General features: G+C 57.9%; 16 protein-coding genes and 2 tRNA genes. 9 read left to right on the forward strand and 9 right to left on the reverse strand.

Features of this window, described 5'->3' with window-relative positions; translation table 11 throughout:
- The first annotated feature begins 1 nt into the window (after position 1).
- From BN1135_RS13060 to btsR, 4 genes are all read left to right on the forward strand, one after another.
- Complete coding sequence (locus BN1135_RS13060; RefSeq protein ID WP_042021725.1) at positions 2-817, forward strand: heme ABC transporter ATP-binding protein; 816 nt, start codon at positions 2-4, stop codon at positions 815-817.
- Positions 818-1,021: 204 nt separating this feature from the next.
- Positions 1,022-2,380, forward strand: coding sequence for an endonuclease/exonuclease/phosphatase family protein (locus BN1135_RS13065; RefSeq protein ID WP_042021728.1), 1,359 nt, complete (start codon positions 1,022-1,024; stop codon positions 2,378-2,380).
- Between the two features lie 234 nt (positions 2,381-2,614).
- Positions 2,615-4,309 (forward strand): sensor histidine kinase, encoded by a 1,695-nt coding sequence (locus tag BN1135_RS13070; protein WP_042021730.1) that lies wholly within the window; start codon positions 2,615-2,617, stop codon positions 4,307-4,309.
- The gene (gene btsR, locus BN1135_RS13075) at positions 4,303-5,052 is read left to right on the forward strand and encodes a two-component system response regulator BtsR (protein WP_042021731.1); all 750 of its coding nucleotides are present in this window, start codon (positions 4,303-4,305) and stop codon (positions 5,050-5,052) included. The genes BN1135_RS13070 and btsR overlap by 7 nt, the downstream gene beginning before the upstream one ends.
- Before the next feature lie 27 nt (positions 5,053-5,079).
- Here the strand turns inward: btsR and BN1135_RS22180 are convergent, their stop codons facing one another.
- Positions 5,080-5,265 carry a hypothetical protein gene (locus BN1135_RS22180; RefSeq protein WP_139245189.1) on the reverse strand — a complete coding sequence of 62 codons (186 nt, stop codon included), beginning with the start codon at positions 5,263-5,265 and terminating at the stop codon, positions 5,080-5,082.
- On the opposite strand from BN1135_RS22180, the gene BN1135_RS13080 reads away from it, so the two are divergent.
- A complete protein-coding gene (locus BN1135_RS13080; RefSeq protein ID WP_033114626.1) occupies positions 5,264-7,072 on the forward strand; it encodes a carbon starvation CstA family protein in 1,809 nt (602 codons plus the stop codon). The genes BN1135_RS22180 and BN1135_RS13080 overlap by 2 nt on opposite strands.
- 250 nt (positions 7,073-7,322) lie before the next feature.
- The gene (gene pepE / locus BN1135_RS13085; RefSeq protein ID WP_042021734.1) at positions 7,323-8,048 is read left to right on the forward strand and encodes a dipeptidase PepE; all 726 of its coding nucleotides are present in this window, start codon (positions 7,323-7,325) and stop codon (positions 8,046-8,048) included.
- A gap of 120 nt (positions 8,049-8,168) precedes the next feature.
- On the opposite strand, the gene BN1135_RS13090 is transcribed toward pepE, so the two are convergent.
- The 3 genes from BN1135_RS13090 to dnaB form a co-directional block, all read right to left on the reverse strand.
- Positions 8,169-8,588 (reverse strand): secondary thiamine-phosphate synthase enzyme YjbQ, encoded by a 420-nt coding sequence (locus BN1135_RS13090; protein WP_042021736.1) that lies wholly within the window; start codon positions 8,586-8,588, stop codon positions 8,169-8,171.
- A complete protein-coding gene (gene alr / locus BN1135_RS13095; protein ID WP_042021738.1) occupies positions 8,588-9,661 on the reverse strand; it encodes an alanine racemase in 1,074 nt (357 codons plus the stop codon). Before alr ends, BN1135_RS13090 begins: the two co-directional genes overlap by 1 nt.
- 196 nt (positions 9,662-9,857) lie before the next feature.
- Positions 9,858-11,252, reverse strand: coding sequence for a replicative DNA helicase (dnaB, locus tag BN1135_RS13100; RefSeq protein ID WP_042021740.1), 1,395 nt, complete (start codon positions 11,250-11,252; stop codon positions 9,858-9,860).
- A gap of 363 nt (positions 11,253-11,615) precedes the next feature.
- On the opposite strand from dnaB, the gene BN1135_RS13105 reads away from it, so the two are divergent.
- Positions 11,616-12,476: a Tim44 domain-containing protein gene (locus tag BN1135_RS13105; protein ID WP_042021742.1), complete on the forward strand. Its 861-nt coding sequence runs from the start codon at positions 11,616-11,618 to the stop codon at positions 12,474-12,476.
- 178 nt (positions 12,477-12,654) lie between these two features.
- Here the strand turns inward: BN1135_RS13105 and BN1135_RS13110 are convergent, their stop codons facing one another.
- From BN1135_RS13110 to BN1135_RS13120, 3 genes are all read right to left on the reverse strand, one after another.
- Positions 12,655-13,929, reverse strand: a complete 1,275-nt coding sequence (locus BN1135_RS13110) for an alpha/beta fold hydrolase (protein WP_042021744.1) — start codon at positions 13,927-13,929, stop codon at positions 12,655-12,657.
- Positions 13,930-14,356: 427 nt separating this feature from the next.
- Positions 14,357-14,432, reverse strand: a tRNA-Asn gene (locus BN1135_RS13115).
- A 3-nt stretch (positions 14,433-14,435) separates the two neighbouring features.
- Positions 14,436-14,511: transfer RNA gene (locus BN1135_RS13120), tRNA-Phe, on the reverse strand.
- A 264-nt stretch (positions 14,512-14,775) separates the two neighbouring features.
- Between BN1135_RS13120 and rraB the strand changes: the two genes are divergently transcribed.
- Positions 14,776-15,111 (forward strand): ribonuclease E inhibitor RraB, encoded by a 336-nt coding sequence (gene rraB, locus BN1135_RS13125; RefSeq protein ID WP_042021758.1) that lies wholly within the window; start codon positions 14,776-14,778, stop codon positions 15,109-15,111.
- A 103-nt stretch (positions 15,112-15,214) separates the two neighbouring features.
- On the opposite strand, the gene BN1135_RS13130 is transcribed toward rraB, so the two are convergent.
- Positions 15,215-17,170 (reverse strand): sensor domain-containing protein, encoded by a 1,956-nt coding sequence (locus BN1135_RS13130; RefSeq protein WP_042021760.1) that lies wholly within the window; start codon positions 17,168-17,170, stop codon positions 15,215-15,217.
- Between the two features lie 184 nt (positions 17,171-17,354).
- Here BN1135_RS13130 and BN1135_RS13135 point away from each other — a divergent pair, with 184 nt between their 5' ends.
- Positions 17,355-17,849 (forward strand): hypothetical protein, encoded by a 495-nt coding sequence (locus BN1135_RS13135; RefSeq protein ID WP_042021746.1) that lies wholly within the window; start codon positions 17,355-17,357, stop codon positions 17,847-17,849.
- A gap of 70 nt (positions 17,850-17,919) precedes the next feature.
- Here the strand turns inward: BN1135_RS13135 and BN1135_RS13140 are convergent, their stop codons facing one another.
- Entirely contained in the window at positions 17,920-23,166 is a 5,247-nt protein-coding gene (locus BN1135_RS13140) for an immunoglobulin-like domain-containing protein (protein WP_042021748.1), read from the reverse strand.

The following is a 23,166-nucleotide window of genomic DNA, read 5'->3' on the forward strand; positions in this document are numbered from 1 at the left end:
TATGCAACCACTCTTCTCATCCTCACTCTCCGCCCCCCTGTTGAGCTGCAGCCGGCTCAGCCTGCGCCGTGGCCAGCGCCAGATCCTGGATGGGCTCGATCTCAATCTCGAGAGCGGCACCCTCACCGCTCTGCTCGGCCCCAACGGGGCGGGCAAGAGCTCGCTGCTCAAGTGCCTGACCGGCGAGCTGGAATATGAGGGTTCCATCACCCTGTTTGGCGCGGATCGCCAGCAGTGGGACAGCGGCCAGTTGGCCCACCGGCTCGGGGTATTGCCGCAAAGCTCCTCGCTCAACTTCCCCTTTCTCTGCGAAGAGGTGGTGGCCATGGGGCGCTTGCCCCACAGTGAACCGGCAGCCCGACGTGACGAGATAGTGGCGGCGGCCATGACCCATGCCGGGGTCGAGCATCTGGCCAAACGACTCTATCCTGGGCTCTCTGGTGGCGAGCGGCAGCGGGTGCAGTTTGCCCGGGTGCTGGCACAGATCTGGCAGGCTCCCTCCCTGACCGAGCAGGCCGAGCAACCGCGCCTGCTGCTGCTCGACGAGCCCACCTCGGCGCTGGATCTGAAATACCAGCATCAGCTGCTCACCATGGCGCGCGCCCTCGCCAGCCGCAATACTGCGGTGCTGGTGGTGCTGCACGACCTCAATCTGGCGGCGCGTTATGCCGATCGGCTGGTGATGCTGGAGCGGGGCAAACTGATGGCCGATGGGACACCTGCCGAGGTGCTGACCCCTGAGCTGATTGCCCGTCTCTATGACTATCCGGCCCAAGTGATCCACCACCCCGAAAGCGGCCTGCCGATGGTGGTGTGACGCTTTTCGATTGAACAACCAGAAAAACGTTTTCATTTGATTTTTTAAGCTCATCTGCGACATAAAAAAATTGTGATTGCGTAAAATTTAGTGTGATGAGAATCACATTTAATCGATGGATAAATCCAAGTGCGATTGAGTAAAAACTACAATACCGCCGCCTCACAGAAGGCTCGACTCAATTGATGCTACGGAATAATTACAATGAAAAACCTCAACAAGACCCTACTGGCTGCCGCCATCTCTCTCGGGATGCTGGCTGGCTGCAACAGCGACAACGACTCAAAGGCTGCTGATCCCATGGTACGTTTCGCCACCTTTAACCTCTCTTTTGACCGCACTGCCGCCGGTATGCTGACCGGTGAGCTGGCACTGACCCGCACCGAGCAGGATGCCCTGCTGGCCCGCCTCGCCGAAGGGAGCCTGAGCGGCGCCACGGAAACCAAAGCCAAGAACGTGCAGCAGATCCGCAACGTGGCGGAGATCATCCAGCGCACCCGCCCGGATGTGTTCCTGCTCAACGAGTTCGACAACGACGGCAAAGGCGAGAGCACCGCCGATCTGAAAGCCTTCAACGACAACTATCTGGCCCACGCCCAGCACAGTGAAGTGACTGCCATCAGCTATCCGGTGATGCAGAACTTCGCCACCAACACCGGCCTGCAAAGCGGTTATGATCTCAATCTCGACAACAAGACCACTGGCGACGATGCCTGGGGCTTTGGCAACTACCACGGCCAGTACGCCTTTGCGGTGATGTCCAAATATCCTATCGACACCAAGCAGATCCGTACCTTCCAGAACTTCAAGTGGAAGGATATGCCGGGCGAGCAGAACCCCATCATCGATGACTGCAATAACCCCAAGGCCAAGATCCCTGCCAGCCGCCAGTGTGGCGATGCCTGGTATGACGATGCGGCCTGGCAGCAGTTCCCGCTCTCCTCCAAGAACCACGCCGATGTGCCGGTGCTGATCAAAACCGACAAGGGTGAAGAGGTTATTCACTTCCTGATCTCCCACCCAACCCCCCCGATCTTCGGCAATGCGGCCCGCCACAACGTCAAGCACAACCGCGCCGAGATCGCCTTCTGGAACGATTACGTCAAGGGTCTTGGCTACATGACCGATGACAAAGGCACCAAAGGTGGACTGACCAAAAACGCCAAGTTCGTTATCGCGGGCGATCTCAACGCCGACCCGCAAACCGGCGACGGCGATCTGACCGCCATCCAGGCGCTGCAGGACAACGCCCTGATGAACCAGGCCGTCACCAATGGCACCTTGATCCCGGTGAGCGAAGGGGGTCCCGAGTGCCTGGCCACTCAGCCGCAACTCTGTTCACGTAACAACAATCGTCCGAACCCGGAGCGGATCACCAGCAGCAGCGGCTTGCAGCTGGATCACGTGATCCCCTCCGCCAACCTCAACGCGGTCAAGAGTGGCATCTTCTGGCCTGCCAGCTTCGAGGCCGGTTATCACTTGGTCTATGATGCGAAACTCGGCATCGCCAAGGGGGTCAGCTCGGATCACCGTCTGGTCTGGATCGATTTCAAACTCGATTGAGCCATGTGCTGACTGCCAATTCGGGGGCCTCTTGGCCCCCTTTTTGTTGCCGCAACAGGCCCCTCGCAGCCGCCATACTGATTAACCAGACAGTTAGCGCCCACCACTGCGTCAGATGATTCTGCAAATCGTGCGCTACGCCACCATTCCGATAACCCTGCCTTGCAAGGGGGTATGGGGTTTGCTAATACTCCGCGTCCATTAAATGACCAACCATTACCGGGGCAATGAGCCGTGGCATTTGAACAATTCACTCTGGTGATCTCGCTGTTCCAGCAGCTCTGCGTCTATCTGGTGATCGCCTGGCTGCTCTCCAAGACGCCGCTGTTCATGCCGCTCACTCAGGTGACCCTGAGCTGGCCCCACAAGATCCTCTGCTACCTCATCTTCTCCGGCTTCTGCGTCATGGGTACCTACTTTGGCCTGAGGGTCGAGGACTCCATCGCCAATACCCGCGCCATCGGTGCCGTGCTGGGGGGCATAGTTGGCGGCCCGGCCGTGGGGCTGCTGGTGGGGCTCACCGGCGGCATCCATCGCTATTCGCTGGGGGGCTTTACCGCGCTGGCCTGCACCTTCTCCACCATCGCCGAGGGGCTGCTCGGCGGGCTGGTACACCGCCACTTCGTCGCCCGCCACCGGCTCGATCTGCTGTTCAGCCCCTGGGTAGTGGGGTCAGTGGCGCTGGTTGCCGAGCTGATGCAGATGGGGATCATCCTGCTGGTGGCCCGCCCGTTTGACGACGCCATCCACCTTATCGAGAACATCATCGCCCCCATGCTAGTGGCCAATACCCTGGGGGCCGCCATGTTCATGCGGATGATCCTCGATCACCGTGCCATGCTGGAGAAGTACTCGGTCGCCTTCTCCGCCCGCGCCCTCAAGATCGCCGAGCGGGCGATGCGGGTGCTGGACAAGGGGTTCACTCAGGAGGCGTGCCAGCAGATGGCGCGCATTCTCTACGAGGAAACCGGTGTCGGCGCCGTGGCCATCACCGATCGGGAGAAGCTGCTCGCCTTTATCGGCATCGGCGAGGATCACCACCTGCCGGGCACCGCCATCAACTCCCAGCACACCTTCAAGGCAATCCAGCACAACGAGGTGGTCTATGCCGACGGCAACCTCATCCCCTACAGCTGCACCCTCCACCCCGGCTGCAAGCTCGGCTCCTCGCTGGTCATTCCGCTGCGGGGGGAAGAGGGATCCGTGGTGGGCACCATCAAGCTCTACGAACCCAAGCGCAAGTTCTTCTCCTCCATCAACCGCACCCTGGGAGAGGGGATTGCCCGGCTGCTCTCGGGCCAGATCCTGGCGGGCAAATACAACGAGCAGAAGCGGCTGCTGGCCCAGTCGGAGATCAAGCTGTTGCAGGCGCAGATCAACCCGCACTTTCTGTTCAACGCCCTCAATACCCTGTCGGCGGTGATCCGGCGCGACCCTGAGGATGCCCGTACCCTGGTGCACAACCTCTCCACCTTCTTTCGCAAGAACCTCAAGCGGCAAGGGGATGAGGTAACCCTGGCCGACGAGCTGGAGCATGTGAACGCCTATCTGCACATCGAGCAGGCCCGTTTCGCCGAGCACCTGAGCGTGCAGATCGCCATTCCCGAGTCGCTACTGGAGTACCAGCTGCCCACCTTCTCCCTGCAACCCATCGTCGAGAACGCGGTCAAGCACGGCATCTCCCAGATGTTCGAGCCCGGCCTGCTGACCCTGACCGCCCGGGTTGAGGCCCAGCGGGTGGTGCTGGAGGTGTGCGACAACGCCGGGCTTTATCAGACGAAACAGGAGGGGAGCGGCCTTGGCATGAACATAGTGGATCGGCGCATCAAGGCCCGTTACGGCGCCGAGTACGGCGTCGCCATCGACTGCGACCCCCATCAATCAACCCGGGTGAGGATCACCCTTCCCCTGCAGGAGAGCCCATGCTGACCGCCCTGATCGTTGACGATGAACCCCTCGCCCGCGAGGAGCTGCGCCTGCTGCTGGAGCAGGCGGGCAATATCCGCCTGCTGGGAGAGTGTGCCCACGCCATGGAGGCGCTACCCGCCATCCACCGCCTCAAACCCGACCTGCTGTTTCTCGACATCCAGATGCCGCGCATCAACGGGCTGGAGCTGGTGAGCATGCTGGATCCGGACTTGCGCCCCCACATCGTCTTCATCACCGCCTACGACGAATTTGCCCTGCGCGCCTTTGAGGAGAACGCCCTCGACTACCTGCTCAAACCGGTCACGGCAGAGCGGATGAACCGGGCGCTGGAGCGCATCAAGCGGCTGCTTTCGCCCTTCTCCTCTAAAGGAGGGAAATTAGCTGGCCAGCCACTGCCGGATCCGACCCGCATCGCCCAGCCCCTGCGCAGCATCCCCTGCACCGGCCACAACCGCATTCTGCTGCTGCCCCTTGGCGAGGTGGAGTTCATCCACAGCGATCTCACCGGCAACCGGGTGATCAGCGGCCAGCAGCAGGGCACCACAGAGCTGACCCTGCGCACGCTGGAAGAGAAGACCGGCTTCGTGCGCTGTCACCGCCAGTACTTGCTCAACCCGGGCCAGATCCGCGAAATCCTGCTGCTGGAAGGCGGACTGGCAGAGGTGGTGACTCAGGGCGGCCACAAGGTGCCTGTGAGTCGCCGCTACCTCAAACCCCTCAAGGAGCTGCTCGATATTCCCTGATGGAGCGGGACGCTTCACCCCGCTCTGTCAGCTACCACTCACCCGTTTACCACGGCCGTCGGCACCCCCGCCAAACCACTCGGGGTCACTTTTCTGCCACTCGCGGGCAGAACCCGGCCACTGACCTTTTCTTCGCTCCCCTTTCCCCACCGCATGAGTAGAGTGCAGCCTGAGCCCGGCCAGACTGGCCACAGGAAAAGGAAACTCCCCCATGCAACACGCAATCACCTTTGTCATTGCGGCCCTCTGCATCCTCGCCATTGCATATCGCCTCTACGGCGTGTTCTTTGTGCGCAAGGTGCTGCAGGCTGACGACAAACTGGTCACCCCCTCCCACCAGCTGGAAGATGGCAAAAACTACGTGCCGACCAACAAGTGGGTCAACTTCGGTCAACACTTCGCCGCCATCGCCGCCGCCGGCCCGCTGGTGGGTCCGGTATTGGCCGCCCAGTACGGCTACCTGCCGAGCTTTCTCTGGCTGCTGATCGGCTGCGTCATCGGCGGCGCGGTGCACGACACAGTCGTGCTGTTCGCCTCCATGAAGCATCAGGGCAAGTCCCTCTCCGAGGTGGCGAAGGCTGAGCTTGGCCCCATCGCCGGCTGGTGCACGGGTCTGGCGATGCTGTTCATCATCACCATCACCATGGCGGGTCTCTCCATGGTGGTGGTACACGCTCTGGAGCGTAACGCCTGGGGCGTGTTCGCGGTGTTTATGACCATACCCATCTCTATGGTGGTGGGAATTTGGCACAAGCTGACCGGCAACCTGCAAGCCGCCTCCTGGGTCGGATTTGCCGCCGTGCTGGCCTGTGTCTTCTTCGGCCCCTACGTGCAGGAGAGCGCCTTCGGTGCCTGGCTGACCCTGCGTGCCGAGACCATCAGTCTGGCGCTACCGATCTACGCCTTCTTCGCCACTGCGCTGCCGGTCTGGCTGCTGCTCACCCCGCGCGGCTACATCTCCAGCTTTATGAAGATCGGCGTGTTCGGCGCGCTGGTGATCGGCGTTATCTGCATCAACCCGGAGATCCAGTTCCCCGCCATGACCCAGTTTGTCCACGGCGGCGGCCCGGTATTGGGCGGCCCGGTCTGGCCCTTCATCTCCATCACCATCGCCTGTGGCGCCATCTCCGGCTTCCACGCCTTTATCGGCTCAGGCACTACCCCGAAACTGGTGGACAAGTGGAACGACATTCTGCCGGTCGCCTTCGGTGCCATGCTGGCCGAGTGCGTAGTGGGCGTGATGGCGCTGATCGCCGCCACTGCCTTGCACCCGGCTGACTACTTCGCCATCAACGCCACCCCGGAGGCCTTCGCCAAACTGGGGATGCAGGTGGTGGACTTGCCCTTCCTCTCCCAGGAGATCGGCATGGATCTTAACGGTCGCACCGGCGGAGCCGTCACTCTGGCGGTGGGCATGTCCTACATCTTCACCAAGGTGCCCTGGTTCAGTAACCTCGCCTCCTACTTCTTCCAGTTCGTGGTGATGTTCGAAGCTGTGTTCATCCTGACTGCTGTCGACTCCGGTACCCGGGTCTCCCGCTACCTCATTCAGGACTTCTTCGGCGAGTTCTACCCGCCCCTCAAACGCATCGACTGGATGCCGGGCGCCATCGGGGCCAGCGTGCTCGCCTGCGTGATGTGGGGTTATCTGCTGATGTCCGGCGATATCGGCTCGGTGTGGGCGCTGTTCGGGGTATCGAACCAGCTGATGGCCTCGGTCGGCCTGATTATCGGTGCCACCATCATCTTGCGACTGGCCAGCAAGCGCCGCTACATGCTGACCTGCCTGATCCCGCTGGCCTACCTGTTCGTCACCGTCAACTACGCCGGTTACTGGATGATGAGCAACGTCTACTTCAACGCCGCGGCCAAGGGTTACAACCCGATGAACGGCATCATTTCCCTCATCATGCTGGTGCTGGGGATGCTGATCCTGCTCTCCGCCCTGCGCAAATGGAGCGAGCTGTGGAAGCTGCGCCAGCAGCCCTCCTACAAGGTGGTGGAAGCAACGGCCTCCTGATGGGCAAGTTGCTTTACCCCTGACATGACCCCGCTGCGGCGGGGTCTTTTTATTGGTGCTGGCTGGCGAGTTGACCGCGGCTCATTAATCCACCACTTGGCATTGAGTTATCCATCCATAGCCGTTGAATGGGCCCCCCGATCACAGAACCGCCGCGCCAATGGTGGTAGCATGCCTCCTCTTGCCATCCGGCCGCACCGCGGATCCGGTGGCCCTCCCTCCTCCGCTTTCACTTTTGAGGACGTATCTGATGGAACTGCTTCTGCTTAGCAATGGTAAAGCCAACGAATTTCCGGGGCTGCTCGGCTGGGCCCGCGACCGGGTGCAGAACCTGCTGGCCCGCAAACCGGTCAAGCGCATTCTGCTCATTCCCTATGCGGTGATCCGCAGCGACTGGGATGCCCGCGCCAACGATCTCACCGAGAGCCTCGGGATCGAGACCATCAGCATTCACCACTTCGATGATCCGGTCGATGCCATCAATCAGGCCGACGCCATCTTTATCAGCGGTGGCAACACCTGGCGCCTGAATCAGCTGCTGCATGAAAATGGCCTGATCGTGCCGATCCAGCGCGCCGTGCGCGAACGTGGCGTCCCCTATGTGGGCTGGAGCGCCGGTTGCAACGTGGCGACCCCGAGCATCCGCACCACCAACGACATGCCGGTCTGCAACGCCGCCGTGCTGCCAGCGCTGGGCCTGTTCCCGCTGCAGATCAACCCGCACTATCTGGATGCCAGCATCAGCGGCCACATGGGCGAAACCCGCGACGAGCGTCTGGCCGAATTCTGCGCCATCAACCAGAGCGAATACGTGGTGGCTCTGCGCGAAGCGAGCCTGCTTCAGATCAGCGGCGACACCGTTGAGTACTGGAGCGCCCGCGATCAGGACTTCAAGATCTTCAAACATGGCCAGGAACCGCAAGCCTTTATGGACGCGAGCCCGCTGGCCGAGCTGACGCCGTTCAAGGTCGGTTAAGCCACGCAGAGCGCCGTGCCACTGGCAAGCGGATAGCTCACAACAACATAGAAACGACAGAGGGATGGCTCAGCACCATCCCTCTTTTTTATCATCGTATTTCGGCTAGTTGCAGCCTGATTACTCACCCTGCAGGGTCACCAGCACCTTGCGGGCACCGCCATCGACGCGATGCTCGCCAAGCCAGATCCCCTGCCAGGTGCCGAGCGCCAGCTGACCGTCACGGACCGGCAGCAGCAGACTCACCCCGAGCAGGGAGGATTTGATGTGGGCGGGCATGTCATCCGGCCCCTCATAGGTGTGGCGATAGTAGGGGGCATCCTCCGGCGCCAGCCGGTGCAGATGGGCCTCCATATCGCTGCGCACACTGGGGTCGCAATTCTCGTTGAGGGTGAGCGAGGCGGAGGTGTGTTGCAGTAGCAGATGGACCATGCCGATCCGGTAATCCGCCAGCATCGGCAGCTTGGCTAACAACTCGTCGGTCACCAGATGAAAGCCCCGCGAACGGGGCTTCAGGGTCAACAGGCACTGCTGCCACATCAGACGTATTCCATAAAGACGCGGGAGGTGAGCTTGGTGATGAGCTCGTAGGGGATGGTGCCAATCTCGTCGGCCACCCGCTCCACCGGCAGCCCCTCGCCCCACAGCACCGCCTCGTCACCCGCTTTGTCGGTAGCGCCGGGCCCAAGATCGACGGTGCTCATATCCATGGAGACACGTCCGACTAACGGCACGATGCGGCCGTTGATCAGCACAGAAGTGCCGTTGGGCGCCATGCGCGGATAGCCGTCACCGTAGCCGATGGCGATCACCCCGAGTCGGGTATCGCGCTCGGACACCCAGTTAGCGCCATAGCCCACCGGCTCGCCCGCCTTGTGATCCCTCACTGCAATCAGTTGTGTCTTGAGGGTCATCACCGGCTGCAGATCGTAATCGGCCGCCACCGTGTTGGGGAAGGGCGAGACGCCATAGAGGATGACGCCGGGGCGCACCCAGTCACAGTGGGAGTCCGGCCAGGCCAGAATGCCCGCCGAGTTGGCCATGGCCCGCTCGCCCGCCAGCGGGGTGGTCAGACGGCTGAAGAGATCGATCTGCTCGCGGGTGGTGGGCTGCTCCAGCTCATCGGAGCGGCTGAAGTGGGTCATGATGTTGAACGGCTGCACCACGTTCTTGCACTTGCCGAGTCGCTCGATAAAGGCGGGCATCTCGTCGGCACGCACCCCGAGCCGGTGCATGCCGGTGTCGAGCTTGAGCCAGGCCACCACGGGGGCTGGCAACTCGACCTGCTCCAGCGCTTCGAGCTGCTCCCAGGTGTGGACCGCAGTCTGCAGGTTGTTGGCCGCCAGCACCGGCAGATCGTCGGCGGAGAAGAAGCCCTCCAGCAGCACGATGGGCTTGACCACGGCGCAGGAGCGCAGCATCAGCGCCTCTTCGATCCGGGCCACCGCATAGGCATCCGCATCCACCAGGGTGCGGGCGACCGGTAGCAGTCCGTGGCCATAGGCGTTGGCCTTGACCACAGCGATGATCTTGCAAGCGGGAGCGTGGCGCTTGACCACGGCGAGGTTGTGGCGCAAGGCCGCAGTGTTGATTTGGGCAGTAGCCGCTTTCATGGTTTTCCCTTACGAGGGCACAAATGGTCTCCCCCTCATCGGGCCGAAGACCGCCACTCACTTATCGTCGTCGAAGGCCGGACCGGCATAATTGTCGAACCGGGAAAACAAGCCCTGACGGTCGGCCACTATCTGCTAGGGCTATCGGTCAGGGCAGTTGTAGTGATGGCTAAGCCGCCATCACCTTGGGTTTACATCAATAGTCGTCATCAAACGCCGGGCCGGCATAGTTGTCGAAGCGGGAGAACTGACCCTGGAAGGTGAGCCGCACCCGCCCGATAGGGCCATTACGCTGCTTGCCGATGATGATCTCGGCAATCCCCTTGTCCGGGCTGTCATCGTGATAGACCTCATCACGATAGATAAACATGATCAAATCCGCATCCTGCTCGATGGAGCCCGATTCACGAAGATCCGAGTTGACCGGACGCTTGTCGGCCCGCTGTTCCAGGCTTCGGTTCAGCTGGGAGAGCGCCACCACCGGGCACTGCAGCTCTTTCGCCAAGGCCTTGAGGGAGCGAGAGATCTCGCCGATCTCCAGGGTCCGGTTATCAGACAATGCAGGGACTCGCATCAGCTGCAAGTAGTCGATCATGATCATCGAGAGGCCACCGTGCTCACGGGCAATCCGGCGGGCGCGGGAGCGCACATCGGTCGGCGTCAGGCCGGAGGCATCATCGATATACATCTTGCCCTTCTCCAGCAGCAAGCCCATGGTGGAAGAGAGCCGCCCCCAATCCTCATCATCGAGTTGACCGGTCCGCACCTTGGTCTGATCGATACGACCGACCGAGGCGAGCATACGCATGATGATCTGCTCGGAGGGCATCTCCAGCGAGAAGATAAGCACTGGTTTGTCGGCGGTGAGGGCTGCATGTTCGCACAGGTTCATGGCAAAAGTGGTCTTGCCCATGGAGGGACGGGCCGCCACGATAATCAAATCCGAACGTTGCAAACCGGCGGTCATCTTGTCGAGATCGCCGTAACCGCTCGACACCCCGGTCACGCCGTTGTGGGGGGTCTTGAACAGCTCTTCAATCTTGTCGACGGTCTGCTCGAGAATGACCTTGAGGGGCTGGGGCCCTTCATTGGCGCTGGTGCGCTGCTCGGCAATCTTGAATACCTTGCTCTCTGCCAGATCGAGCAGGTCACCTGAAGTGCGCCCTTGAGGCTCGTAGCCCGCTTCGACTATCTCGTTGGCGACCGAGATCATCTCCCGCACTACCGCCCGCTCACGCACGATCTCGGCGTAAGCGTTGATATTGGCGGCGCTTGGGGTGTTCTTGGCGATCTCCACCAGATAGGCGAAGCCACCTGACTCCTCCAGCTGTTCGGAGCGCTCCAGCTCCTCCTGCAGAGTGATGAGATCAATGGGGTTGCCCACATTGGAGAGGCGAGTCATGGCCTGGAAGATCAACCGATGCGGACGGCTGTAGAAATCCTTGTCGATCACCCGCTCTGCGACCCGATCCCAGGCGTCGTTATCCAGCATCAAACCGCCCAGAACGGACTGCTCGGCCTCAAAAGAGTGGGGAGGAACTTTCAGCTGTTGTGTCTTGGCGTCTTTTTTCGCCGTCACTTGCTCTGCCATACACATAAAAACCGCAGCGGGAAGGGGACGGGAATTTTACAAAAGAAAGCCAGAGACGGCGAGCCCTATCTGGCGGCTCATACCATCATAAAGGGCCAAATGAGGGCTTGTTCCTCTTTAGCAGTTTTGATTTTGCTACGCATTTTGCGTGCCTTGCGACTCAATCGTCTGTTTTTCATGCTACGTGTTCCCTATCGTTGACGCCAACCACAAACGATCTCGTTCATGAATAATTCATGCCAATGGTGATATTGATCAATACAGGCTGCGACACATTTAGGGACAGGCAGCCTGCAATGCGCCTTGCTGAGCTTGCCAAAGCAGAGCATGCCCCACCCACAGACGAGAGTGAAAAGAGTCAAAATGAAAAAGATGCTGACCCTGTTTGCCATGATCCTGGCCATTGGCCTGGGGGCACCTCACGCCGAAGCCAAGAAATTTGGTGGCGGCAAATCCTTTGGTAAAAGTTACAAAACTGCGCCGGCCCAACCAGCGGCTAAACCGGTCGACAACAAGAATCCGGCCCTGGGCGCCCAGACTCCGCCGAAAAAGAGCGGCATGATGGGTGGCCTGCTGGGTGGCCTGTTGGCTGGTGGTCTGTTTGCCTACCTGCTGGGTAGCGGTGCCTTTGAAGGTCTGCAAGGCATGGATATGCTGCTGATCGCCGCACTGGCGCTGGGTGCAGTGTTCCTGCTGCGCGCCTTGCGCCGGGGCAAGGTCGCGACGCCACAGCCGCAGCAGGCAGCCTATGCGGGTTATCAACCACCGCAATCCGCTGCCCCGCAGCAGTTCGAGCAGAGCAACAGCGCACCGCAAGCCACCGGCTTTGCTGACAGCGATGTACCGTTCCGCTTGCCGCCCGGCTTTGACATGAACGGCTTTTTGGCCGGGGCCCGCGATCACTATCGCACCCTGCAAGAAGCCTGGAACAAGAACGATCTGGAAAAAGTACGCGAGTACGTGAGCCCAGAGCTGTTTGAACAGCTCAAAGCCGAGCGCGCCGAACTGACCGGCGACCAGCATACCGAAGTGATGTATGTGGATACCCAGCTGGTACGTGCTGACTATGGCAGCGACTGGGCCCAGGTGAGCGTACGCTTCAGCGGCCGCTACATGGACCGCCAGGAGCAGGTCGAGGATGACATCAAAGAGGTATGGCACCTCGAGCGTAACCTGGCCAAAGATAATGCACCTTGGCATATCGCAGGTATCGAGCAGCTGTAAGGCTTAACGCCCATCGGTCTGTAATAACGCAAGAGGCGGCCAATCGGCCGCCTCTTCTCATTTCATCCCCGGTCATGTTTATCGTCGATTGTGGCTATCCGGCAGATGGTGTGCGCCCAATGGCAAAGGGCTGCTATCTCATGACGGCAGCCCCTGCCTGGCACATTCGCGCCGTGCCTCAGCGATCCCGGTTCAGGGCGATCAGTCGATCGAGCACCACCTCACCATCGGCACGCAAGCCGTTGTGCTCATATTCATTGGTGATCCAGGCACGGCTGCAGCCAAGGCCCCGCAGGGTTTCCCGGCTGTAGTCAAACTCCACATACATATCCTCGGCATAGACGGCGCAGGCCACCGGTACCTTGTTGCGAGCAAGTTGGGCAGGGTCATAGAGCGCCCCCCAGTCCGCCTTGTTGGCCAGCAGATGAGCCGCCTCCTTGAGAGGCAGCAACTCGCGGAACTGCTCGAACATCCAGGGGAAGATCATCTCGCCGGTGAAGGCAAAATCCTTGCCCGCCGCCCAGTTCAGCGTAGGGAACTCCTCTCTGACCCGCGCTGCGGCCCAGCGGGTTGCCTCTCCTTCGGCGTAGATGGCCTCATGCAGGATGGCAAACAGCGGGTTGGTATTGAATGGCTGCATGCTCTGCACCTGATAAAGGAAGGCCGGGTTCAGCTTGTCACCCATAAATGCCCCCTCCAGCAGATAGTAAAGATCATCAAACGCACCGCTGGCCCCCAGATCCAGTCCTTGCTGCTGCAACTGCTCCACCGTCAGCCGCTGACCGTTGGGCAGTCGTACATCATGCAGGTGGAGATGGTTGGCCAGCCGGTTAGCGATGGCCTGAGCGTGGGGAAAACGGGCGAAGAAGGCGCAATTCTTGTCTGCCACTCGCTGATAGGTAGCGCGATAAACCTCTTCTGCGCTGCGACCAATGGGAGCAATACCGCCGGTGATATAGACCTCCCGCAAACTGTCGGGATAGAGCGAGAGATAGGTGAGGCAGCAGAACCCGCCAAAGCTCTGACCCAACAGGCTCCAGCGATGCTTGGGACTGAGCTCCTGTCGAATGAACTCGGCATCCTGCACTATGCTGTCGGCGCGAAAGTGGCTGAGGTAATCCGCCTGCTCAACGGGGGTCATCTTGGCCAGCGCATGGGCGTGAATGGGGCTCGACATGCCGGTGCCACGCTGATCGAGCAGCAATACTCTGAACTCCTGCAACGCCCGCTTGAGCCAGCCACTGTTGGCGGTCGGACGCGGCGCGCCAAACCCAGGCCCCCCTTGTAAAAACAGCAGCCAGGGCAGCGACTCATCGAGCTTGTCTTTGCGACAAAGGGTACGGGCAAACAGGGTGATGCTGTCACCATCCGGATCATCATGATCAAGGGGGACGGTAAAAAAGTGCGGCTCGCAGTGGATGCCGTCCAGTACATAGCGCAAGGGGCTGTTCATCAGGGATCTCTCCGTCAGGATGGGAACATCTCTCACCCCATCATAACCTTGGCCAAAAGCGGGGTCACTCCGGTTTTTCAAAATATTAACAAGGGTTTAAACACCAATATGGGGCCTGACAAACTGCGGTTCGCGGCTGCTGAATTAATTGTTCTCGGGAGATATTGACGCCATGCAGCCATTCAACAAAGATGGCCTGCCTGAACAGGAGTTCAGGTGTTCAGGCCATAAAACGGATAAGGGAATGTGATGAAGCCAAAGTGGGTCAGGGCCAGAAAGAGAGAGAAAAAAGCATGCCCAGGCAGCATGTTGCAAACAGGTATGTTGCTGTTCAGCGCCACCTGCGGGGCGACCCTGTTTTTAGCTGCCTGCAACGGGAATTAACAGATGAAAAAAAGCCCGCTCGATTGAGCGGGCTTTTCGAATTTGGCTCCTCCTACTGGACTTGAACCAGTGACATACGGATTAACAGTCCGCCGTTCTACCGACTGAACTAAGGAGGAATTTGGTGCCCAGAGACGGAATCGAACCGCCGACACGGGGATTTTCAATCCCCTGCTCTACCGACTGAGCTATCTGGGCAACGGCGCGCATTAAACCCTTTCTGCGGTACGGTGTCAACAAGATGCCACGATAAAAAATGCGTTCGCTCAACAACTGAACGTCAAGGCCATTTATTCACCAAAACCTTATCATTTCACAGCCTTAGCTGTGGTTGCTCGGCATATATACGCTGCCAATCTCATGGAAAATAGCAGCTCCGTCGCTCAGCCGCATTGAGCCAAATCCACTCTGCGAGTATGCTTTGCCGCAATGATACCGCCTGGAGGCAACATGAGTCTGAATATGCAAGAGTGGCGCGACGAAGCCGCCGAGATCGTTAACGAACTGCTGGCCGATGGTAGCAATCCTGAAGCAGATTACGAAATTGAGCACCACTTCGCCTGCCAGGACTTCGACCGTCTGGAAAAAGCCGCGGTTGACCTGTTCAAGGCGGGTTTTGAAGTGACTGATGCCGAAGAGATGGAGCTGGATGACGGCGCAACTATCTTCTGCTTCGACGCCACCATCGAGTGCAAGCTGAATGTCGATGCTATCGTTGCCGATATCGCCAAGATGCTACCTATCCTCGAAAAATACGGGGTGGATTACGATGGCTGGGGCACCTACTTCCAGGATTGATCCGCTGCTGCAATAAACAATGAGGCCACCTTATCGGTGGCCTCATTGTTTTTCACCCTTGAGGTTGCACTCCTCGGTTGCGCACCTCAGCGCGGCGAACCTCTCACTCCAGATAACTGGCTGCAAACTCGGCAGGTGGCAGCGGGCGGCTAAACAGATAGCCCTGCAACCGATCACAGCCCGCCTCGGTCAGCCACTGCTGCTGCTCTGGCGTCTCCACCCCTTCGGCAGTGATGCAGATACCCAACTCGTGGCCCAGACCGATCACCGAACGCACGATGGCGGTGGTCGCCGTATTGCTCGCCAGCCCCTGCGTGAAGCTGCGATCCAGCTTGAGAGTCGCCACCTGCAAACGTGGCAGATAGGCCAGCGAGCAGTAACCGGTACCGAAATCATCGATGGCCAGCTGAAAACCCGCGGCGATCAGGTTGTCGAGATTGGTCTCAATCTCGTCGGCATTTTCCATCAATACCCCCTCGGTGATCTCCAGCTCCAGCTGACTAGCCTTGAGCCCATGCAGGGCGATACAAGCGGATACCCGCTCACAAAGCGCCGGATCGCGAAACTGCAAAGGAGAGAGATTGATGGAGAGCACCATCTCTGGCTGGATGTTTTGCCACTGCGCCAACTGGGCACAACCCTGCTCCAGCATCAGCTGACCCAGCTGACCAATCACCCCCATCTCTTCCGCCAGCGGAATAAACTCCTCGGGGGAGATCATCCCAAGCTCTGGATGAGGCCAGCGGCAAAGCAACTCGGCACCATGCAGCCGGTGAGTGCGAGTACAGATGATGGGCTGATAGACGGCAACCAACTGGGCGGACTTGATGGCCAGCGGCAACTGGGCGGTGATCAGCTGACGCCGCTTGAGCCGGGCATGCAGCGCGGGATCAAACAAAGTGCAGTACTGCTGCTGCCGCTTGCCCTGGGCCAGCGCCGCCTCGGCATGGCTGAGCAACCGTTCGGCATCGCTTGCCTTCCCCTGCGCCAGCCCCAAAAATACCGGGATCTGGATACGATGCTCTTCCACCTGATAGTGCTCCATCAACTGCTGCTGCAGATGCTGGCTCCAGTCTTGAAGCGGTTCATTCAAGTCTGGCAGTAACAGACTGAAATCATCGGCAGCCACCCGGCAAAGCAGGGAGCGCGGCGGAACCAACTGCTGCAACCGCTTGGCTACCTGGCTGAGCAGGCGATCGGCAATCCGGATCCCGAAGCGATCATTGATCTCGCGAAAATGGTGCAGATCGACCAGCACCAGGGTGGCGTTGCGTCCCCCCAGATGACGGCAGGTCTGCAAGAAACGGGAGAGTTTGAGCAGCCCGGTCAGGCTGTCGTAGTGCTGCTCCTGTTGCAACTGGGCCTGAGTGGTGCGCAGGCCGGTGATATCGCGGCCCAGCGTCAAAACCCCGAGGGAGTGGCCATCACCATCAGGCACATCGACCCGGGTGATCTCCATGTGTCGCCCCTGCCCTCTGGCATCCAGCAGACAACACTCGCCATTACCCATCCCCTGCGGCGCTGCCAGCCGGAACGGCAGCTGCCGACCAAGCACCTCATCCACCCCCTGACCGATAAAGTCGAGGAACGCCTGATTGCACTCCAGCAACACACCGTCGTGATCATCAAAACGGATCAGATCAGGAATGGCATCGAGCAAAAAACGCTGCAGTAGCTGCTGCTGTTTGACTGTCTGTTCGAGGTTTTTACGCTGGGCAATCTCGTTGACCACCCCAAACACCGCATATGCCTCACCCTGGGTGTTATAAAGCGGCACCTTGTGGATCTCGACCCAACAGGTATTGCCGCCACTCTTGCAGTGCAACTGCTGATAGAGCAAGGGAACTCTACCTGCCAGCACCTGCTCATCCTCGCCGCGAAAGACATCTCCCCAAGGCATATCCGCATCCGTCTTGCCGACCACCTCGGCAGAGGATTCCATTTGCGCCTCAAGCACAAACATCCGATTGGCGAACAGATAGCGCCCATGGCTATCCCGACAAAAGATACTCATAGGCAATTGGTCGATGATCTGCTGCAGCAGATCTGGAGTGAGCATGTGGGTCACGGCGGCGCTTATGGAGGAATTTCGAGCAAATCTATGATAGCAAACCTATTTTGTAAAGCGCCCCGATCCCCTCCCATGACATCCGTTTCAGGATGCTTGCTGACAGAGGTTGTCGCTCCGGCGATAATAGGTGCCGGTTGGCCTATGGCCAGGTGATATGGACGAGAGAGACACAATGAAAAAAATAATGGGAAGTGCGCTGGCGCTGCTGCTGGCTGGTTGTGCGGGTGACAATAACGGCGGTGAAGAGTATCGCTACAACCCGCCGATTGCCAAGGCTACCAACAACACTCAGGAGATGGCGATCCCGGTAGATCTGGTGTGGGCACGTGCCGAGAAGTGGTTCACTGATCACGGCCTCACCATCGAAAATAGCCAGCGTGGTGCCGGCCTGATGACCGCCAACGTCAACCACTCAGCCGATGGGCTGGAGTGGCTCGATTGCGGTACCATGGGTTCCAAAGTTGCACTGGGCAACCCGAACTTGCAGATCAACCTGATCATCACCCAAAGCGGCAATAGCAGCGTGGCGACCGTCAACGTCAAGGGCAACACCGAGCTGTTCTTCGTTGAATCCTCAGGCGAGCGGGTAGCGGCCCCTTCCATCAAACCGGTCTGCGTCTCCCGCGGTTCTCTGGAGCAGAGTCTGTTTGCCACCCTCGGCAACTGATTTCGCTTCCCTGCAAAGATAAAAAAAGCGGCAGATTGCTCTGCCGCTTTTTTACTGCCCCGAATTGGGCTTACTTATCGATATCAAGCAAGTGGTTTTGCAACATATAGTTGATTACCTGCTGGGATGCTGATTCCGGAGAACCAGAAACATGATTGCTAATATCTCCGGTTATGGACTCGAAGGTACTGCCAAGCAAGACAATCTCCTGACTGACCTGATTATTCCCCGCTGACTTCACCTGCAGATGCACACCATCGTGAGCTTCGAAGGCCGAAAGCAGCTTGCTCAGATCCCCCTCCAAATTGCTGCCGCTGTGATCCAGCATATCGGAGAGATCCAGCTTGTCAGAGTGGGCGATGTCCACATTCTTGAAGTCATTCCAACTGTTGCTGCTCTGTTGCCAGCCTGACGTATGCTCCACTTTGAAATCGGTAATATAGTCGATGGCGTGATCAGGGGTCATTGTGGCATTGTTGGAACCCTGCTCCAGGGCATCACCCTGTTGCCACTGGAAGGTATCGGCTCCATCCCCTCCTGTCAGTACATCCCCGTAGTAGAGCTTGCCATCTACGTTGATCGGGCCAGAAGAACCATGACCATTGGTGCCACCACTCAGAATATCGTCGCCAAGACCACCGGTAAGATGATCGTAGCCCTTACCTCCGTAGAGGGTGACCCCTGAACGAGTGTCAATATTCTGTTCGAGCGTGACCTGAGGACCACCACCATGCACACCACCCAAGGCAATATGCACTTGGCTGGCATTTAGCACTGTCAGATGATCATCACCATCGTTGCCAACGAAAGTTCTTCCGTTATCGGATGGCTCTATTGTCAGGTTCAAAGAGCCTGTTGCTCTGTCTCCATCAGCATCTACAAGCTCGAAGCCAATACTCTTGCTCTGGGCTCCATGTTGAGAGGTTTGGTAAAGGTATTCACCAGTCACCAAACCAATTGTCAACTTGTCGCCATTGCCAAGGGTAATCACCAACTGCTGGCTCCGCGCATCATAACTGCCCCCCTGATCGGCACCGCTGACAAGACGCCCATTCTCGATGGCGTAGATGTGACCATCGATACGCACAGTGCGGATGGCACCGCCATCGGCACCAGTCCCCGTACCAACCTGACCAAAGAGATCTCCGCTGACGCTGCGCTGAGCCGTGCCACTGATGACCTGCTCCAGCTTGCTCATATCTGTCACGACGATGGCATCGGTATTCTTCTCACTCACACCATCATAGGCAGCCAAGTGGAGTGAGTTCGGATCCTTGATATCAGAGCCCATCCCCAACGCATACGCCTTAATGTCATGCTGCTTGGTAAACGCCACCCAAGATTGCTCCGGTACGCCATGACCAGATGCAGGGTCACCATCAGAGATAAAGTAACTAACGTTCTGGACACCGCTACCGGTGAGTTTACCTTGTGTCAGGAAGGCATCCATCGCCTTGTTGATACCATCATCATACTCAGTTCCTTGGTTGTCCTTTATCTGCAGATCCCATATTTGCTTCTTGGCATCCGATACGCTCAACCAACCATCGCCAAGGGTCTTTGCCGAGTCATTAAACAGAACAATACGCACCATTGTTGTTCCCAACGAGTCATATTGGCTCAGCAATGTCAGGAGTGACTCCTTGGCAATATCTAGGCGGCTCTTGCCTGGTACACCAGAACCCCAAGTCATAGAACCTGATACATCGACGATCAACATCAGATTGGTCTGAATACCGGCACCCTCTATATGCGCCGTCTGAGGTGTGACCACTACCGGACGATCATCCTCAACCTGGATGGTCAACGTGCCGGTTCCGGTTAGCTTACCATCGCTGACCTCCACACCGACATTGATCGCCAAGCGCCCTTCCACATTGTCTGCATTGACATGATCCAGCGGCTTGAACAGATTGACGTTGTAATTGCCCTGCTTGTCGATGGTGACCGTCACGGCAGTCGGGCCGTTATCACCCACCTTACCAGTCAACATCAGGCCATCAGTCGAGACACTCCACTTGATCGGGCTACCACCGGAAGTGAAGCTCTCTGTCGGCGCGACCAGTTTAACTGATTGGATGGTATCGCCATTAGCATCACTGATTGCCAACTTGCCAGAAACCGAGATGTCATTTGTACTATCCAGATTCGTACTTTGACCACGGAAGTCGGTGGTATCCACTAAGCCACTGGCCAAGCCTTCTTCGGAGACGGCAACCGACGCAGCAGTAATCACCGGGGCCACGTTGGCAGCCAGTACCTGAACCGGCAGGAAAACCTCACTGTAAACGGTATCCAACACCTTGCCAGTGGAGGTCACTTCGGTTGCCGTTGCTTTGACCACCAGATTGTAGTTACCCGGGTCATTCACCTTCAATTGCAATGTCGACAGACTCCAGCCACTAACCAAAGCCTTACCAGTAGCATCCACGGTAATACTGTGGTTAGCCGCATCTTTCAACACGGCATCCTTCGGCAGACCACTAATCTCGACCGTCAGGGTTTCGGAACCGTCAATGTCCACGAGGGCGGAGTTGATGGCACTGAGCTTGATGAATGAGTCTTCGTAACCTTTATTGTCCACCGCCTGGAACTTGATGTTATCCAGAATTGCACCGTACGAATCAGAATCATTCGACTCGAATATCAGGCGGTATTTTGCTGTGGTGTCTACTGGCAGACCCACGAGTTGATTCAGCTTCCAACTGTCATCTGTCGGATTAAAGTTGTACAACACGCGCTCAGTACCGCCAACCGGCACACCATTGACATCCAGCTGAACGAACTTGACCGTCAACGCACTGGAAGATATCGAACTGGTACGCGCAGCAATATCGAACCCCAACTGGTAGAAACGCCCCCCTTCACAGTTGAAGTCAGCATAAAGCGTCTTCACTCCCGATTTTCCTTCGATCTCCATCACCTGATTGTTACTGCTACCACCACCCACATAAACCGATTCTTTGCCAACCTCGATACGGTTTCCACCATCAGCCGTTTTCCAGATACCAATGGTTCCTGCGCCTTGTACGGTGTTCAGGTCAATGTTGTCGCTCCAGGTTGCCGAACCCAGTTTGACATCTTCAAAATTGATCGCAGCCAAACTCTGGAAACCGGACAACGACAACAACGGCTTGTCGGCCACCGGAGTCAGATCCACCACAACACTCTTGCCGGTAGCAATCGCATCAGCGCCCTGCAACACATCGAATCTGATTGTCGTAAGGTCGTTGCCTTTGTTGCCCAAACCTTGGCCAGGGCCATAGATGTCCGCCCCAGACATATTGTCAGCTGGGTCAAATTTCACCTTACCGCTGTCGATATCAACCTTGCTGAAAATTTTGGTTTCGTTCTGGCCCAGCACCTTGTATTGCCCTGTCGAATCAAGATATTTGATGATGCCGGTGCCATCCTGATTACCAGAAATCCGGACGGTAGACGCATTATCCGAGATCCCGAACGACGCCCATGTCAGGGCGACATCCGTATCCTCGATCCCCATCAACATAGTTGGAGCTACGGTCGTTGGCACATTGCCATTCAGGGTCAGCACCGCCGAATTTGACACGTCGCCATCGTTATCTTTAACGGTATAAGCAAACTCTTCTGTCACAGCACCAACAGCTGGCGTGTACTTGATCGAGTCAATGACATAACCGTTCTGGTTACCGCTATAGCCCAACACCAGATACTGGAAAGGGGTATTTGTCGAGATATTGAACGATTGCAAACTTCCATTATTGGAAGACGATAGCAAGGTACCGGAGCCGACCAACACACCATTCGCATCATAGGCTTTCCAACTTGCGCTGCCCTGTCCGCTATTAAGCTCGTTGATACCTATCTGAGCAAAATTGGATAGCGCCTTAAGCCCTATCACCAGCGCTTCGCCACTACCGATATCGTTCGTACCGCTACCACTCTGGGAGACGCCAATACCAGGCTTGGCATTGTTGCCGCTGGTACGAACATCCACGAGTGCCGTTGCGCTATCGGTCAGACCGGTCAAATTCAGTGAGGTGCCATTCAGCGGCAGCGAGTTATTCTGGAAGCCATATACAGCAAAGGCAGATTTCACCGCCGCGCCACCTTCAACCGCCTGCACATCGGTATCCAGCTTGCTGGTATAGGTGTAGTTACCATCAGCGTTCACGGTCAGATCGCCATATTTACCCGCCACCGTTACGCTACCTGATGCACCAAGCACCATAACTTGACCATTCAGGCCGGTCACCGAATACACCTTGGCTGGGTTGGCACTCGAGCTATCCACTACAGTGTCGTTTGCCAGCAGACTGGTCGAACCGATCGTCTGGGCATTCAGCCCCACGGCCACACTGCCACTATCGTTGGCCGCAATCGGGTTAGTATCCAGGATATTGATGGTATACGTCACCGTCGAACCGTCGGCCTTGGTATAGGTAAACGAGTCAGTGTCAGCAACAGAGTCGGCATGATTCCGTACCGGCGCCTGGTAAACATACTTGCCATTCACCAGCGACACAGCCCCCCCCAAGGCTGTCGTACCTGTAAAGGCAACACCATCGGCAACGTTCAGAACATTACCTGCAGTCCCCTCAATCACATCTTGCAGAGCAACTACAGAGTCATTGTCAATAATGCTGGTGGTCACAGTTGCGCCAGTTGTGTCTAACAGTTCAAATACATTCTGACCTGTGGTCGCGCTAATAACCTTGTCTACTCGCACTGAGAAGGTTTCATTACCTTCAATCAAGACATCGTTGATAGTCGCAATTGTGAATTTTGCGATCTTACCACTGCCGTCAATTACGGCCTCAACCGTCTTGGTGAAGTCACCTTCACCGGCTGTACCATACGTGTAAGTCAACAAAACCTTATCACCAGGTTTGACTTCATGGCTCAAGGTTACCGTGTACTCACCTGTAAGCTGCCCTTCTGTCACAGATGCAGGACCCGATAAAGAAACAGATACTCTGTCACCTTCACCCTGGGGCTCGTCAGTCACTGTGGTAGTCGCGATGCCGGTCAGGGTCAGCTTCTCGAAGTTGTCGCCGCCGCTCACGTTGGTCAGTGTGGCACTCAGATCGTTCTGGCCGCCGCTGTAAACGTCGTCCCCTGCGGTCACGGTCACGCTGCCGCTGGTCTGGCCGGCACCAATGGTGATGGTCTGGCCGTTGCTCAGGGTGAAGATCAGACCGTTGTGGCCGCTCAACGACAGACCGTCCTTGCTGGTCAGGGTCACGGTGTAGGTCACCTCGCCGCCTTCGGACACAGTGGTCTTGTCCGCGGTCAGGGTGGCGATTACTTCGCTGATAGTGTCGGTGATCTGGGTCAC

The organism is Aeromonas sobria, from assembly GCF_000820145.1.
Lineage (GTDB): Bacteria > Pseudomonadota > Gammaproteobacteria > Enterobacterales > Aeromonadaceae > Aeromonas > Aeromonas sobria.

What these genes read in the sequence shown, in the direction of transcription:
- BN1135_RS13080 (WP_033114626.1), top strand. Translation starts at nt 5,264, where the DNA reads ATGCAACACGCAATCACCTTTGTCATTGCGGCCCTCTGCATCCTCGCC.
- btsR (WP_042021731.1), top strand. Translation starts at nt 4,303, where the DNA reads ATGCTGACCGCCCTGATCGTTGACGATGAACCCCTCGCCCGCGAGGAG.
- BN1135_RS13090 (WP_042021736.1), bottom strand. Translation starts at nt 8,588, where the DNA reads ATGTGGCAGCAGTGCCTGTTGACCCTGAAGCCCCGTTCGCGGGGCTTT.
- BN1135_RS13135 (WP_042021746.1), top strand. Translation starts at nt 17,355, where the DNA reads ATGAAAAAAATAATGGGAAGTGCGCTGGCGCTGCTGCTGGCTGGTTGT.
- BN1135_RS13065 (WP_042021728.1), top strand. Translation starts at nt 1,022, where the DNA reads ATGAAAAACCTCAACAAGACCCTACTGGCTGCCGCCATCTCTCTCGGG.
- alr (WP_042021738.1), bottom strand. Translation starts at nt 9,661, where the DNA reads ATGAAAGCGGCTACTGCCCAAATCAACACTGCGGCCTTGCGCCACAAC.
- BN1135_RS13110 (WP_042021744.1), bottom strand. Translation starts at nt 13,929, where the DNA reads ATGAACAGCCCCTTGCGCTATGTACTGGACGGCATCCACTGCGAGCCG.
- pepE (WP_042021734.1), top strand. Translation starts at nt 7,323, where the DNA reads ATGGAACTGCTTCTGCTTAGCAATGGTAAAGCCAACGAATTTCCGGGG.
- BN1135_RS13105 (WP_042021742.1), top strand. Translation starts at nt 11,616, where the DNA reads ATGAAAAAGATGCTGACCCTGTTTGCCATGATCCTGGCCATTGGCCTG.
- dnaB (WP_042021740.1), bottom strand. Translation starts at nt 11,252, where the DNA reads ATGGCAGAGCAAGTGACGGCGAAAAAAGACGCCAAGACACAACAGCTG.
- BN1135_RS13130 (WP_042021760.1), bottom strand. Translation starts at nt 17,170, where the DNA reads ATGCTCACTCCAGATCTGCTGCAGCAGATCATCGACCAATTGCCTATG.
- BN1135_RS13060 (WP_042021725.1), top strand. Translation starts at nt 2, where the DNA reads ATGCAACCACTCTTCTCATCCTCACTCTCCGCCCCCCTGTTGAGCTGC.
- BN1135_RS22180 (WP_139245189.1), bottom strand. Translation starts at nt 5,265, where the DNA reads ATGGGGGAGTTTCCTTTTCCTGTGGCCAGTCTGGCCGGGCTCAGGCTG.
- rraB (WP_042021758.1), top strand. Translation starts at nt 14,776, where the DNA reads ATGCAAGAGTGGCGCGACGAAGCCGCCGAGATCGTTAACGAACTGCTG.